The 14,243-nt window shown below is 57.6% G+C and carries 10 protein-coding genes, 1 pseudogene and 1 CRISPR repeat array; of the genes and pseudogenes, 6 read left to right on the top strand and 5 right to left on the bottom strand.

Annotation, left to right across the window (positions count from 1 at the left end; translation table 11 throughout):
• Window positions 1–2: 2 nt before the first annotated feature.
• Window positions 3–788 carry a site-specific integrase gene (locus EXE51_RS14510; RefSeq protein WP_137692926.1) on the bottom strand — a complete coding sequence of 262 codons (786 nt, stop codon included), beginning with the start codon at window positions 786–788 and terminating at the stop codon, window positions 3–5.
• A 147-nt stretch (window positions 789–935) separates the two neighbouring features.
• Window positions 936–2,673: a CRISPR direct-repeat array (repeat unit 30 nt; unit sequence GTTTCAGACGAACCCTTGTGGGTTTGAAGC).
• An 873-nt stretch (window positions 2,674–3,546) separates the two neighbouring features.
• Here EXE51_RS14510 and EXE51_RS14505 point away from each other — a divergent pair.
• A complete protein-coding gene (locus EXE51_RS14505; protein WP_137692925.1) occupies window positions 3,547–4,089 on the top strand; it encodes a type IV pilin in 543 nt (180 codons plus the stop codon).
• A gap of 542 nt (window positions 4,090–4,631) precedes the next feature.
• Here EXE51_RS14505 and EXE51_RS14500 read toward each other — a convergent pair.
• Together EXE51_RS14500 and EXE51_RS14495 are read right to left on the bottom strand one after the other, a co-directional pair.
• A complete protein-coding gene (locus EXE51_RS14500) occupies window positions 4,632–5,246 on the bottom strand; it encodes a hypothetical protein (RefSeq protein WP_137692924.1) in 615 nt (204 codons plus the stop codon).
• A 67-nt stretch (window positions 5,247–5,313) separates the two neighbouring features.
• Window positions 5,314–5,706: a hypothetical protein gene (locus tag EXE51_RS14495; protein WP_137692923.1), complete on the bottom strand. Its 393-nt coding sequence runs from the start codon at window positions 5,704–5,706 to the stop codon at window positions 5,314–5,316.
• A gap of 540 nt (window positions 5,707–6,246) precedes the next feature.
• Between EXE51_RS14495 and EXE51_RS14490 the strand changes: the two genes are divergently transcribed.
• From EXE51_RS14490 to EXE51_RS14470, 5 genes are all read left to right on the top strand, one after another.
• Window positions 6,247–7,707 carry a hypothetical protein gene (locus tag EXE51_RS14490; protein WP_199234064.1) on the top strand — a complete coding sequence of 487 codons (1,461 nt, stop codon included), beginning with the start codon at window positions 6,247–6,249 and terminating at the stop codon, window positions 7,705–7,707.
• Window positions 7,708–7,993: 286 nt separating this feature from the next.
• A complete protein-coding gene (locus tag EXE51_RS14485) occupies window positions 7,994–8,692 on the top strand; it encodes a hypothetical protein (RefSeq protein ID WP_137692921.1) in 699 nt (232 codons plus the stop codon).
• A complete protein-coding gene (locus tag EXE51_RS14480; RefSeq protein ID WP_137692920.1) occupies window positions 8,692–8,949 on the top strand; it encodes a hypothetical protein in 258 nt (85 codons plus the stop codon). Before EXE51_RS14485 ends, EXE51_RS14480 begins: the two co-directional genes overlap by 1 nt.
• A gap of 3 nt (window positions 8,950–8,952) precedes the next feature.
• Window positions 8,953–11,139, top strand: coding sequence for a type B DNA-directed DNA polymerase (locus EXE51_RS14475; protein WP_137692919.1), 2,187 nt, complete (start codon window positions 8,953–8,955; stop codon window positions 11,137–11,139).
• A 479-nt stretch (window positions 11,140–11,618) separates the two neighbouring features.
• Window positions 11,619–12,416, top strand: coding sequence for an alpha/beta fold hydrolase (locus tag EXE51_RS14470; protein WP_137692918.1), 798 nt, complete (start codon window positions 11,619–11,621; stop codon window positions 12,414–12,416).
• A 59-nt stretch (window positions 12,417–12,475) separates the two neighbouring features.
• On the opposite strand, the pseudogene EXE51_RS14465 reads toward EXE51_RS14470, so the two are convergent.
• Together EXE51_RS14465 and EXE51_RS14460 are read right to left on the bottom strand one after the other, a co-directional pair.
• Window positions 12,476–13,166: pseudogene (locus EXE51_RS14465) on the bottom strand (Cdc6/Cdc18 family protein); the annotation flags it as partial.
• Between the two features lie 205 nt (window positions 13,167–13,371).
• A complete protein-coding gene (locus EXE51_RS14460; protein ID WP_137692917.1) occupies window positions 13,372–14,067 on the bottom strand; it encodes a hypothetical protein in 696 nt (231 codons plus the stop codon).
• Between the last annotated feature and the right edge of the window lie 176 nt (window positions 14,068–14,243).

The raw sequence follows: 14,243 nt of genomic DNA, 5'->3' as shown, positions 1-14,243 counted from the left end.
TATCATTGTAAATCCTCGAACTGTGTGCGTCGGTTCTCTAAGCGTTTCATCTCCGCACTGAAGTCGTAGTGCTGCCGCACGGTCTCCGGCGTCGCGTCGACGCGTTCGGCCACGTCTTCGACCGAGATCCCCTGCTCCCGCATGTTTGAGATCGCTCCCGTCCGGATGCGGTGGGGCGAGTGAGTTGACGGACAACTGCTCTCGTGGCCGTGTTCCAAGAACTCACAGTCGTCCGGATCGCGGTCGTGCGGACAGTCGCCAATCAGGCAGGGCTGCGTCATCCGGTACATCCACCGGCGAACGCTCGCGTCCGTCGGGCGCCCCTGAACCGTCGTGATGAGCGGCTCGCGGCCCGCGTCGTCGGTCTTGTCAACCCGCTTCGTTTCAATGTAGTCGCGGAGTACCTCGACCTCCTCAGCGGTGAGCGAGACGACGCGCTGGCTCTTCAAGTGGTTCTTGAGCCGCGTTCCCGACTCGGGGCGGCTCACCATGTACAGGTGCGGGCCGATCTCGTCCGGAAGGTTCTCCGGCTCCTCGCCGATCTCCCGCAGCCGCTCCTCGTCGAGATCGCCGTCGAGCGAGAGGTCGCGGAGGTCGATCGCTCGGAGGTCGCTGTACCGGAACGCGAAGCGCCACATCAGGAGCATGACGACGTGGTCGCGGCTCGCGTACTCGAAGCGCTCCAGATGCGCGAGAATCTCCCGAGCCCGGTCCGGCGCGATCTTCTCGGTGTTGGTCTGCTCGTCGGCCGTCGCCGCCGGCTTGAGCAGTTGGACCTTGTCCGGCATCTCCGGCTCGGTCGCTTCGATCGCGACCAGGAACTCGAAGAACTTCTTGAGCGTCCCGAACTCGTTGTTCAGCGTCGTCTTGTTACACGACTCCTGCCGATGCGCGAGGTACTCCTGTAGCGTCCGGCCGTCGCGGCCTTTATCGTTGTTTCAGACGAACCCTTGTGGGTTTGAAGCTCCGGATCGAACTGGTTGCTCGGATCTTCGAGCAGGGTTTCAGACGAACCCTTGTGGGTTTGAAGCTCCCGGTCGGAGAGACTGGTATGATCCTCCCCGAACAGTTTCAGACGAACCCTTGTGGGTTTGAAGCGTCTACACGACCACCACGGACTCGACCGAATCGCTGGTTTCAGACGAACCCTTGTGGGTTTGAAGCGACCTCTTGAACCTCGGTCCAGTCCCCCCACGAGGTTTCAGACGAACCCTTGTGGGTTTGAAGCTCCCACAGCGTCGACGGCGCGTACTCCGTCTCGCGCGTTTCAGACGAACCCTTGTGGGTTTGAAGCACGTAGTAGCACTCGTAGGCGGCATCGTCGACCGGTTTCAGACGAACCCTTGTGGGTTTGAAGCGACGAGGAGGTCGCCGGCCCGGCGAGTGAGACGATCGGTTTCAGACGAACCCTTGTGGGTTTGAAGCAGACACTCGCCTTGATAATGCTTTAAATAGCCTTAAGTTTCAGACGAACCCTTGTGGGTTTGAAGCTGATATATCCTCCGCCAAACTTTGCTCCGGCACAAAGGTTTCAGACGAACCCTTGTGGGTTTGAAGCTCCGTGCTGATGCGCATCCCGCTGTAGCCCTGACCACGTTTCAGACGAACCCTTGTGGGTTTGAAGCACCGAGGCCTCCGGCGAGGAATCGCTGGAAGCCGGGTTTCAGACGAACCCTTGTGGGTTTGAAGCATCTTGGTCGTCAATTAGGCCAAAGATAAGGTCAGTTTCAGACGAACCCTTGTGGGTTTGAAGCGTGAAGTTGACGTACTCGTTGTAGTGGCGACGGTTAGTTTCAGACGAACCCTTGTGGGTTTGAAGCTATCTCATCTCATGGCTCCCGGGCCGCACGACGGGGGTTTCAGACGAACCCTTGTGGGTTTGAAGCCGCTACGCCTACCTCACGAAAGGCGACGGCGGCGAGTTTCAGACGAACCCTTGTGGGTTTGAAGCTGATCGTAAAACGAGTCGGGGATGCCGTCGCTCATCGTTTCAGACGAACCCTTGTGGGTTTGAAGCAACTTTGAGGCGGTCCAGAACGCGCGCGCCACGCTCGTTTCAGACGAACCCTTGTGGGTTTGAAGCACCGTATCCTGTACCCCGCTCACCGCGTCGTCGACGGTTTCAGACGAACCCTTGTGGGTTTGAAGCGGTGACGATCACCTCGTCACGCATCCTCGCAACACGTTTCAGACGAACCCTTGTGGGTTTGAAGCGACGTGATCGGCGTCGACGTCGTCGCTCACGACGCAGTTTCAGACGAACCCTTGTGGGTTTGAAGCGACGTGATCGGCGTCGACGTCGTCGCTCACGACGCAGTTTCAGACGAACCCTTGTGGGTTTGAAGCTTCATGGGAATTGTCCGCCTCGTGAGGGAAAGCGTTTCAGACGAACCCTTGTGGGTTTGAAGCGCGTCCGGCGCCGCACGCCGGAGCTCCCAGATGAAGTGTTTCAGACGAACCCTTGTGGGTTTGAAGCACAACTCGGCCCCCTCGATCTCCGGCGTCAGCTCGCGTTTCAGACGAACCCTTGTGGGTTTGAAGCACCGGATACTCGGTGTGATCCCGAAGGTTATCAGCCGTTTCAGACGAACCCTTGTGGGTTTGAAGCGTGACGCGCTCGAAAGGCCCGCAGCCGTGGGGGTGGTTTCAGACGAACCCTTAGGGCTTTGAAGCGTCGAACTCTTCTGTGAATTCAGATTTTACTTTCTCAAACTCTGACTGAAGGACTTCTATTCTTCGTGCTTTCGTTCGTAACTCAGTAGCGTGGTTCTCGATGAGATCACGGAAGTACCGATCATCCTTGAGCTGAGAAGGAACGGCGGTGAATGCTTCTCCCGAATCAGTAAGAGAGAGGCTGGGATCCGCAGATTTGAACGATGCTCGACCAACCGAGGGGAGGTTATCGGATGGTGCGTCCAACGGATCCTCTTCAGTCAATTCCATTTCAATATTCCCGTGCCACTCTTGAACCCTCTCCCGAAGTATCTCTGTGTGCTTCTCCCGAACTCCACGGTTTAACTCCGCAGTGAGAAGCTCCTGCTGGGACTCTAAAACTTTGGACTGTCGAAAATAGAGAGTCGCCAGTATGGCCGTTAGAGCGACCGAACCTGTCGCATTGAGGGCCGGAAACCATTCTACCCCGTAGACCCGTTGGACGCCTGTTGCCGCAATCCACATTATCGCCGAAGCCGCGATAACTAGGAACAGATACCGGATCACTGCTGACTTATCGGCCGATAGAATCCAGTCAATCACATCGTCGCTACCGCTCATGCTGATTTGCCTATCACACCCGTATGTGTTGAAAATTGGCTCTCAGGTACTCCAAACATGATGTGTTCTCCATATCACTCGAATAGCCGCCGAAACGCCGATGACTTCACCACCTTTCGTCAAGTGGCATATATTCTATTTATGTGCGCAAATGGCTTTGTTGAAATCCATAAGAAGTGATAGAATCGACGTGCGAGATACAGAGCGCGTATGTAGCACCCCCAGAATAATACGAATTTACTAATACCCCGGTCGCTCAATATTTTTGAAAGGATGGTCTCTTCGTTGCGAGCTGTTTCATCAGTCATAGCTACCATTTTGATGGTCGCCATAGTAGTGGTACTGGCCGCAACGATCTCTGTCTTCGCGCTTGGGTTTGCCGACGAAACCATTCGACCCGCCCCTATTGTCGGTCAATCGAGTGGAGAACTTGTAACACAAGATGGGAATGATGGCGGGAAAGTGAGTATCACACACATCGCGGGGGACACTCTATCTGCTTCTAACCTTGAGATAGCTGTCAATGCACAGGAAGCCTGTGAGAAATCCGGTCGATTAGTAAACTTACCAGCGAGTGGAGGCGACCCGGTACCGACGAGCGAGTACGTTCGAGGTGACGATATTTTCGATAACTCATATAATTCAGTGAGTGGGCCGATTGGTGAAGCAGACGGTCAGTGGCAGGCAGGCGAAACGATCACATTCAGATTGGCGAGTTCCGAATGTGAACTTAATAGTGGAGAAAGTATTACAGTTCGCGTCGTTCATATGCCGACAAACTCGGTCGTAATTGAGCAACCACTGACTGTGACATAGTCGGACTCCAACAACTCAGACTTTTATCGTGTTTGTAGTCAACGGCTCTGTTGAAATCCTCATAGAGTGACGTGTTTTCGTGGTCGTGCCGAATATAGAGACATTGAATAGATTCAAGCCGGTTCTCAAGCCCTCACGATATAATTTCAACAGTCGAATAAGAACTATACACCGTAAGGACGAACTGAGTAATATGGCCCTCCTATCGTCTCTTACTCAGGATTTAACTAAGCAAGACAAGCGGAAGATCGCAACTATCGTTTTGACTATGACCCTCGGGCTCCCGATTTATGTAGCGCTCATGTCTCTTACGGGTATAATTGATGTGCCCACGACTGTGTTCTTTCTCGGATTTACATCTGCCATCGGGTTTGGGATGTCTCTGCTCGTGATGATACCAAGCTATCTACTAGGGAACAAAATCACCTCCTAATTACCGTGATCTAGGCAAAAACACGTTGATTGTGCGGTACTTGTGCGCTGTACAGCAGGCCGTTTGTATCAGCCACTGAGGATTTCAACAGAGCCGCGCAAATCCGAATTCACTCAGAGGGCGATTCTCGCATGTCTGGAAGGTAATGACGTACACCAGTCTCATAGAAAACAAGATATGGAAGAACGATCGAGACACAGAGAACAACGAGGTTATGTCTGAATGAAGTAACTGGATAGTACGTTCTCAACTGTAGCGATAAGAAGAACGCAATAATACCGGATGAGTAGGCGGTGAAGGTGCTTGGTTCCCCATCAAAAACACCTACAATTTCCTCTCTCACGTAAGCGTTCACGTAGATCCGACTCAACACAACGATTACACCTAGCATCTGAACCACCGATAATGGTCCAAAAGCTCCCTCTACGAGAGCTCGAAGTTGAATCGATGCGAATACTGTAGAGCCGACAAACCAGAGTAAGGCGACTTGCATTCCGGTTGGGGACTCTAGTCCAACTGCTCGGATGAATTCGCGCTTACTATCATCAGGCTGAAAACTGTCCCATGCCTCGTAAATAATACCAAATATGAGTATCACAGCAAGGTATTCTAGGAGAAAATAGCTATTTTGTATCCAGCGTGCGGCAAAATAGCTTACTATGACGATAGTGGATAAAACGGAGATCTGAGTCTCGTACTCCGTAATCAACTTCTTAATCTTCACAACTTACGATACTGACAAAACCCATTTCAATTTTATGAATATTGAGTGAAATTACTACGATACCGCTTCAACGGTCTCGATCGCTTCGTCGGTCAACCCGTTCAACGTCGAGCTGCTCCGGACTCACCTTCTCGTACGTCTCCAGCCGGTCGTAGAACTCGTCAGTCACCTCGTCGGGCATCGACACCCGAAACCGGTGTTCCTCCCACGTCTCGTGGCTCGTGACGACTAACTCCCTCACGCCTAGGTCAGGGTTCATCTCGACGGGCCAGTCCGATTCGTACAGGCAGTAGATATGGGTGAGCGGGAATTCGAGCGCGTTCATCGTTTTCTCTACGTACCGGGTCTCGATCGTGACTCTCTCGGACGGCTCGAAGCCGACCGGGTCCGGAATCGTGCCGTCGGGGTTGCGCACGAGTTCCTCCAGCGACTCTTCGGTCGTGCTGCCTGTCTGCGACATACCCCAACTCACGTGAGGCCGTGTAAAGTCAGTACGCCAGACCCGGGGCGAAACTGAAACTGGAAAGTAGATGTGTAGCCAGCATCTTAATCTGGATCAGCGTAGCTCCAACAAAGCCATTAGTCATACAAGTGAACTGCTACAATGGTTGTTAAGTAAATGACTACTACTGACGATATTGCGCCTCGGGTGGGTGATATTTGGTCAACTCTAGAAATTTTGGATATCGCCACTCAGCCTGATGAAGTTGCTGAGTGGCTTGCTGAGACAGAGATCTCTGGTGAGACATTCTGCTCAGGATACCCGGTTTTCATTGAAACTGGGGTCCGCCATCTTCTATCTCTGTGCCGATACAATCAAGATCTGAACCTAGGAGACGATTATATCACTCGTCGGGCCCTAGCACAGCTTCCACCACTCTCAGAGATACCACACTCGTCAGAGACATTGAATCTGTATCGGAATTGTAAACAGATTCAGTCGGACATTCGAGGGTGTACTTCATCGGATCCCAAGCAACTCGTTTCCGAGATCACAGACGTGATCGAACCACTGCTCAAGATTCGAAGGCAGCTTGATCAGGATCTGTCCGTTGTCGATGTTGGTGTGAGTCCTGATAAGGTACGACGTGACGCGGTTACATTGAGTCTCTATACCGCTTTCCAGCAGACTAGAAATAATCGACCAGACGGATACGGGCCATCGAATCTTACTAGCTGGTTGGGGGGAGATCTCAGAGAAGGCTTTATAAAGGGATACGCTGTCACCCTCCAGTATCTGTGGTCAACACTTCTCGAACCGACAGAGTACGTTGAAGCAGGAATTCCAGATCTTGGACACAGCGACCGCTACACGACTCGCGATGTATGGGAACTGGAAGAAGATGATATCGAACAGAGAGACGAAAATCCGCTGAGTTCGTACCGCACACAAGTCAAGGAGACAATTGTTGACCCTCTGGACGCACGATATCCGGAAGAGATTACGACTCTTTCCTTAGAAGCAGGAGATCTTTTTCACTGGACAGGAGAGCCTGTCAAGGAATATATTAGCCCGCTCACCACGGAGGGCGTAGCGCCGTCCTTAGATGATCTGGAACCGGCCGCAAGAGTCGCCTACGGTCTAATATGGTTCAGACAGGCAGAGTGGATTGGCGAAGAGAGTTTCAGTAGACTTCCACTCATTGAAACGGTTTTGAGGGGGTTGACAGACACATACAGACAGTTTGAGGAGGAAGTCCCGATTCATGTTACCCGATTCAACCACCCTACGGAGGGAGGAAATCTGGTTTCATATGCTATCTTACAACGTGTGCCTCCGAGGAGCTTCGGCGACCCATCAGGGTGGTTGATATTCAACAATGTAGCCGCAGACTTTGAGGTGGATGGTGAACACAGAGTCAAGCGAATTGAGTCGCTTCTTGATCGGATTCCAGAGAATCAGGTTGTACAAACAACGGTGGAGGTGGACCGATCAGATTTCATCGATTCTGTCGCTGGTCGGCTCTCTGACGACTATGTCAAACAAACTCGGGAAAGTTCCCGAATGATGAACGCAATTGAGGCTGGACGTGGGGTACTCGTCGAATTGCTTACTGCGTACGTAGTAGCCGAGCGGTATCCTGACGCCCGAGTACACTGGAGTGACAAACAAGACGGAGAAGAAATTGATGTCTGGGTTGAGCATAGTGAATCTATTCGCGTAATCGAGTGTAAGGTGGACTTGACCACCACTGGGGTACACAAAATACGCCAGCAGCTATTGCGCAAGATGGGCCGGTTCGGTTCGGAGCGGGTGGTCAAAGGCGAAGTATGGACATGGGAGTCACCACCAGAATCAGATGTAGAGTCACTTGAGTCGAATGGAGTTACAGTAAACTGTGTTGCCGAGAGTCCGGAACTCACGAATAGTGATACCGACGATTTGTCAATACTTTTTTCAGAGTTCTTAGCAGAGAACAGCGAAAGGCATCCTCTCATGCCCGGACCGCGCTTCTCGTAGAGTGATGTACTCTCTAACATGTTTACTCAGCTCCGGTTTTGAGGCGCTGCCTCAGTTATCAACCAGTGCGCGCTGATCAGGCCACCCCCCGTCGCTCCGGTTTTTGTTTCGCGCCGCGATTGTCGACAATCGGCTGATCGAATGCTGGCTTGATACTGTGATTTCGACCGCGGCGGTAGCGCAGATCCCGTGATTACAGCGTGACGACTTCGGCGCCGTCGTCACTTCCACTTTCACCGCCCGTCCATGGCTCACCCCTTTTACCTAATTTCTCGTCGGCCCTACCATGCCAACTCGCTCCAGACGGCCGACCGCCGACCTCCCGGAGCTCGCGCCGGGCGTCACGCTCGTCGACGTCGACGACGAACTCGGAGTCACGCCCGTCCAGGCGCTCCTGCTCGACCGCGTCCTCGGCGCCGACGGCCCCGCGTTCTGGGTCGACGGCGCGAACAGAGCGAACACGAGCCGCCTCCGCGAACTCGCCCCGGCCGATCGCGTCCTCGACCGCATCGAGGTCGCTCGCGGGTTCACGGCGCACCAGCACACCTCGCTGCTCGACCGATTGACCGGCCGGCTCTCCGACCGGGAGTCGCCCTCGGTCGTGGTCGCGACCGGACTCGACGGCATGTACCGCGCCGCCGACGTCGACGGCGACACCGCCGAGCAGCTGTTCATCCGCGCGATCGCGTCGGTCGCTCGCGTCGCCCGCGTCCACGACGTTCCGGTCATCGTGACGCGGTGCCGCGACGACGAGTTCTCGACGCCGCTCCGCCGGGCTGCGGAGACGCACCTCCAGTGCCGGAAGACGCCCTTCGGCCCGCGCTTCGAGGACGCCGACGGCGACACCGAGACGCTCGTCTACCACACTGACGACGGCTGGCTCCAGACGACGCTCGCGTACTGGCGGGAGGTCCTCGAACACCGCGCCCGGATGTACGAGGGAGCGACCGTCGACCGCGCCGCGGCCACGCCGGGCATCCAGTAATGGGGCGGACGAACCCGACGTACCGGGACCAGTTGAGCGCGATCGAAGACGACTGGCGCCCGTTCCGCCGCGTCCTCCGCCGGCAGGACAAGCCCCGCTTCGACCGGCTGTTCGTGTACGCTCGCGACCACGCCGACGCCGCGGGGAACCTCAACCCCGCCGACCCGCTGGCACCGGTGTGGATGGCGATCGCGCTCGAACAGGAGCGCCGGATCGCCGAACTGGAAGAGCAGATAGAGACGCTCACCGAGCCGTAGCCCGTGACGCTCACGCTGGAGTACCTCGGCGACGGCCGCGTCGCCCGATGGACGCTCTCCCCGGACGGCGCCGCTCGCGAGGTACACGGGAACCACCACCCGACGCTCTTCGTCGGTGACTCCGCGGGCGACCTCTACGGTCGCTCGGGCGGCCCGGACCCGACGCCGCCGTCTCGGGACGGGCTCTCCGACGCGCTCCGAGACCTCTGGTCCTTCCTCGACGGACAGGAGGCCGTCGAGCGGCTCAGCGTCGAGGCCCACCGGCAGACGTTCCGGACCGACGCCCGGCCGCTGCTCCGCGTCGACGCCGCCTCGATCGACGCGGTCCGGAGGGTCGCGAGCCGAGTCCAGCAGTTCGGACAGCCCGACACCTACACCTGCTACAACGTCGATTTTACCCGGCAACTGCGGTTCTGCCTCGAAACGGACACGCCCGCCGCTCCGGACCGCTCCGTTCGTGATCTCCGGACGCTACGCCTCGACTTTCCGGCTCACGAGTCGGGCATGGAGTCACTGCCGCAGCTCGCCGTCGACGGTGACCGAGTCGGCACGTCGCCCGGCGAGACCGTCGCCGGCGTTCAGCGCCGCCTCGACGAACGCGACCCCGATGTCCTGGTCGTCTCGACGGCGGACCTCGTCCCGCTGCTGTTCGAGGCGGCCGACGCGTACGGCGTCGACCTCGAGCTCGGTCGGCGGGAGGGCTACACGAAGCTCGCCGGCGAGTCGACGTACACCTCGTACGGAAACGTGGGGCACTCGCCCGCCCGGTACGCGGTCCCCGGCCGCGTCATCGTCGACGAGTCCAACTCGTTCTTCTATCACGAGTCCGGGCTGGAGGGCTGTCTCGACCTCGTCGAGCGCTCCGGGCTCCCGCTCCAGGAACTCGGTTGGGCGTCCATCGGGCGCGTCCTGACGGCGATGCAGATCCGAGAAGCGAGAGACCGCGACGTGCTCGTGCCGTGGCGCGCGTGGCGCCCGGAACTGTTCAAGCGAGCGTCGACGCTCGACGACGCCGACCGCGGCGGAACGACGTTCGCCCCCGACGTCGGCGTCCACGAGGACGTTCACGAGCTCGACTTCGCATCCCTGTATCCCAACATCATCCGAACCCGGAACATCTCGCCCGAGACCGTCCGCTGCGGGTGTTGTGACACCGATGACGTGCCGGGACTCGGCTACTCCGTCTGCGATCGGGACGGCTACCTGCCGGAGGTCCTCGGCCCGCTGATCGACGCCCGGAGCGAGATCAAAGAAGAGATCCCCGACGCCGCCGGCGACGAACGGGAGCGGCTGGAGGCCGCCTCCTCAGCAATCAAGTGGATCCTCGTGTCCTGCTTCGGGTATCAGGGCTTCTCGAACGCCAAGTTCGGCCGCATCGAGTGCCACGAGGCGATCAACGCCTACGCTCGCGAGCTCCTCCTCGACGCCAAGACCGCACTCGAAGCGGCCGGCTGGCGCGTGGTCCACGGCATCGTCGACTCTATCTGGGTGACCCCCGCCGACGGTCGCGAGCAGCGCCCCCTGGAGGAGGTCGCCGCCGAGATCAGCGAGGAGGCGGGCATCGAGTTGGAGTACGAATGCGCGTTCGACTGGGTCGCGTTCTGTCCGACGCGAAACGGCGATTCGGGGGCGCTCACTCGGTACTTCGGAAAGCGCCGCGGTGAGGAGTATCCCGAGACGGGGCTCGGCGACGCGGTCAAAACGCGCGGTATCGAGGGGCGACAGCGCTCGACGCCGGAATGGGTCGAAGAGGTCCAGAGCGAGGCGCTTCGCGTGTTCGACGAGACGCGCTCCCCCGAAGCGGTGTGCGACGTACTCCGGCGGCGCCTCGACGAACTACGAGCGGAGACGGTGGACCCGAGCGCGCTCGTCGTCGACAATCGCGTGTCGAAGGACGTAGACGACTACTCGATGGAGACCCTCACCGTCGCAGCGCTGAAGCGGGCACAAATCGAGGGCGCAGGGCTCGCCCCGGGACAGACCGTCCGGTACGTGGTCGTTGATTCTGACGCACGAGGCGCGTCGCGGGTTAAATTGGCGTTCGAAGAGATACCACGATACGACACCGAGTGGTACGAGGACGCCGCTGTGCGCGCCGTCGAGAGCGTGCTGGTGCCGGTGGGCTGGCGCGAGGGAGAGATACGGCAGTACCTCAGTGAGACGAGAGACGAGACGCTGGCGAGCTTCTGAGAACTGGAATCTACGCTATCGGCATGAACGTCGGCGATTCCTCGGCTCCGAAGCGGTCCAGCGGGCGCTCGATTCCCGGATTGAAGTCAGACCAGTAGCTCGGCGCCCTGCAACTCGTTTTCCGGTCGGCTACAGAGATTCGACCTCGTTCTCACGGCCGATTTGGCCATGTCTTTCCCCCTCCCCCTCACTTTCCTATTAATTACGCCCGCGCGTGGTGCCGGTCTGTCGGCAGCCGGCAGAACGACTGAACCGGTCGATCACAGAAATTGATATTCCGGGCTCTATCGGAGTAGTAAAAAAATGATAAGATCGGCGTGCGGGATACAGAGAGTGTATTCAGCAAATGAACCACTTTCCGTTCGCAACCTTATGGGTGAATCGTTCGTCGGGATGTCTGGGCGTATGCTACACGTTGTACTCAACCAGTATCCGTCTTTGCGACGTATTTATTCACCGTCCTGTCATCCCACGAATTAATGGACCTACCAGATAGCTGGGAGACAAAACCCGTTCACGCCGACGGTGCCGACCTCCAGTGTTATCGCACCGGTACTGGACCGCCGATCGTACTGGCTCACGGATTCTACGACAGCGGGCTCCGTTGGGTCCCGCTTGCCAACGACCTCGCTGACGAGTACGAAGTCGTCACATACGATGCCCGTGGACACGGACGCTCCGATGCCCCTCCGACGGGCTACGAACTCAAAGATCGGATTACAGACCTCCGCGCAGTCGTGCGTAAATTCGACCTCGATGACCCTGTTTTACTGGGTCACTCGATGGGCGCGGTCACGGTCGCACGGACTGCTGCGACGTATCCCGACCTCTCTCGGGGCGTGGTACTTGAAGACCCCGTCGGGATACATGATGTTCCCGACGCAGGCCCTGACGAGCGGGTTGCGCTCGCTCGCGAGAAAATAGAAGACATCACTAACCAGAGCGTCGAGGACATCATCACAGAACACTACCAAGATATCGATTTGGTTCACGCGAAACGGCTCGCAACCGCCTCACTCGATGTCCGGCCAGAAGCGGCTGAGATCGCTCGAAACGGGTATCCGTCGCCCCTCGGTGATGTTTTTCCTGACATCACGAGTCGAACGCTTATCCTGCGACGCGATACCGACGTTGAGACACGGGTGAGGGACCTCGATGCCGCTGACTCACTTCCTAGCGGTCGATTGGTCCACGTCCCGGACGCTGGACACTACGTGTTCCAAGACAAGTATGACGCAGCATACGCGGAACTACAGACGTTCCTCCGACGAATTTGAGCGGAGCGTCAAGAATCTCCCATCGGGCAGTGGGCTTCGGAGCATCACATAAGGGCCGATCTACCCGGGATGTTCGACAGCCCCTCGCTGCTCGCCTTCCGCGCCGCGGCCCGGAGCGTCGTGATCCCCATGCGTGCGTCGCCGTCGGCGAGCCGCGCGACCGTCTCGCAGACCTCGTCGCTGGCGGCGCCGGGTCCGAGTCCGGCGCGAGCCCGGAGCCGGACGATCTCCGCGATCGTGTCCTCGCCGTAGCGGTCGAACGTGACGCGGTAACCGACTGAAACGCGAGAGCGAACGCGCTCGTCGAGGTCCGCGAGCAGGTCGACCTCGTCGTTCGCGATGCCGACCCACGAGAGCCCGCGGAACTCGTGGAGGTCGTAGAGCAGCTCGGTCTCGCGCAGCTGGTCGACCTCGTCGAGGATGACGACGCCCGGGTCGTTGAAGTCGCGATGGACGCGATCGAGTTGCGTCGACGTCGACGCGGAGCGCGGGACGGTCGTCCCGACGAGGTTGTGGGAGAGTCGTTCGAGCACCGCGTTTCTGGTGTAGTCTCGCCAGCAGTTCACGTAGGCGTACGGGACATCGAGGACCTCGCGGCGGAGCTCGCGAACGGCGGCCCTCGCGGCGGAGTTCACGAACGGCGGCCCTCGCGACGGTCGTCTTCCTGGCGCCGGAGGGACCGAAGAGGAAGCAGTTCTCCGCGCGCTGGCCGTCTTCGATCGGCGCGAGGGCGTCGGTGACCTCGTTCATGTGGCTGTTCCGGCCGACAATCGGATCGGGGGGGTGGTCGTCTTCGAAGACAGATCCGTTGCTGATCACATCACCGAGGACTCTTGCTGAGGTATATAATGTGAACTCGGGGTGTTCCGGATGGTTCCGGATGGGGTCTTACGGAGTCCACCCTGTCGAATGGAACTGAAAGAAGGGGCAGCTCTCTAAGTCTGAGGTAGCACCATTAGTTTCGAGCCACTAGACCAACAATTGAAACGAGCAGGAGGAGTAGAATCGCTCCGACAAGTGCTGTAGTCGAATCAATACCGCCAATCCCAGACCCACTATTATCGTCGCTGTCTTCTGTTACAGGCTCTCTCACATCGAACGTCATAGAGATCCCGTCAATCTGCTTTGCCATGTCCTGATGTCCAACAGGCCAGTATTGTATATCGGCCGTCACGGTTCGACTACCCGTATCCTCGCTGAAAACGGACGCGCGGATGCTCCGGACCTCACCGGGGTCTACCGTGAACTCCGCACTCACAATTCCGGCGCCCCCACTCATAATATCGGACGATCCGCTGATACGCATTCCGCTCGGGACCTGCATGGTAATAGAAACCTGAACGGGACAGTTCGCAGTTGCGTCTGTCTGAAAGCCACCTGCGACCTGGCCGGGCTCTCCCCCTTCTAGCACTTTCTCCGGAGCATAGAGCCTAGACTGTGTTAGAGCAGGGTCATTTCCGTCAGGAACACACTCCTCGGAAGACTGCGTCGCCGTCGTATTATTCTCATCGGAGGTTTGTGTCGCCGTGGTGTTGTTCTCCTGAGCGGCCACAGTATGTGTATCAGTCAGTGCTGCTACGGGGGCAATTATCACTGACAGAACTATTAATGCCGAAATAGTGATAGCCCTAACTCGACGCTTCTTATTCATCCTATCAGACAATCCTATAGAGATACTTAACCTTATGCGTTCCCGATATGGTCGCGTTAAGTTAGAGGATGAGGCGGACGAGTTCTGAGTGTCTATGACAGATTTCGACCGCCTCAGCGAACGTACCGCGTGGATCGACTTGTCGTTTGTGGAGCGAGATCGAACTCCGCGCTGGG

Source organism: Halorubrum sp. CGM5_25_10-8B (assembly GCF_005435095.1).
GTDB classification, from domain to species: domain Archaea; phylum Halobacteriota; class Halobacteria; order Halobacteriales; family Haloferacaceae; genus Halorubrum; species Halorubrum ezzemoulense.
This window is presented reverse-complemented; position numbering and strand designations above follow the sequence as displayed.

Excerpts from the sequence above, each read along its gene's own strand:
- EXE51_RS14510 (WP_137692926.1), bottom strand. The coding sequence starts at position 788 with ATGCCGGACAAGGTCCAACTGCTCAAGCCGGCGGCGACGGCCGACGAG.
- EXE51_RS14505 (WP_137692925.1), top strand. The coding sequence starts at position 3,547 with ATGGTCTCTTCGTTGCGAGCTGTTTCATCAGTCATAGCTACCATTTTG.
- EXE51_RS14495 (WP_137692923.1), bottom strand. The coding sequence starts at position 5,706 with ATGTCGCAGACAGGCAGCACGACCGAAGAGTCGCTGGAGGAACTCGTG.
- EXE51_RS14485 (WP_137692921.1), top strand. The coding sequence starts at position 7,994 with ATGCCAACTCGCTCCAGACGGCCGACCGCCGACCTCCCGGAGCTCGCG.
- EXE51_RS14480 (WP_137692920.1), top strand. The coding sequence starts at position 8,692 with ATGGGGCGGACGAACCCGACGTACCGGGACCAGTTGAGCGCGATCGAA.
- EXE51_RS14470 (WP_137692918.1), top strand. The coding sequence starts at position 11,619 with ATGGACCTACCAGATAGCTGGGAGACAAAACCCGTTCACGCCGACGGT.
- EXE51_RS14460 (WP_137692917.1), bottom strand. The coding sequence starts at position 14,067 with ATGAATAAGAAGCGTCGAGTTAGGGCTATCACTATTTCGGCATTAATA.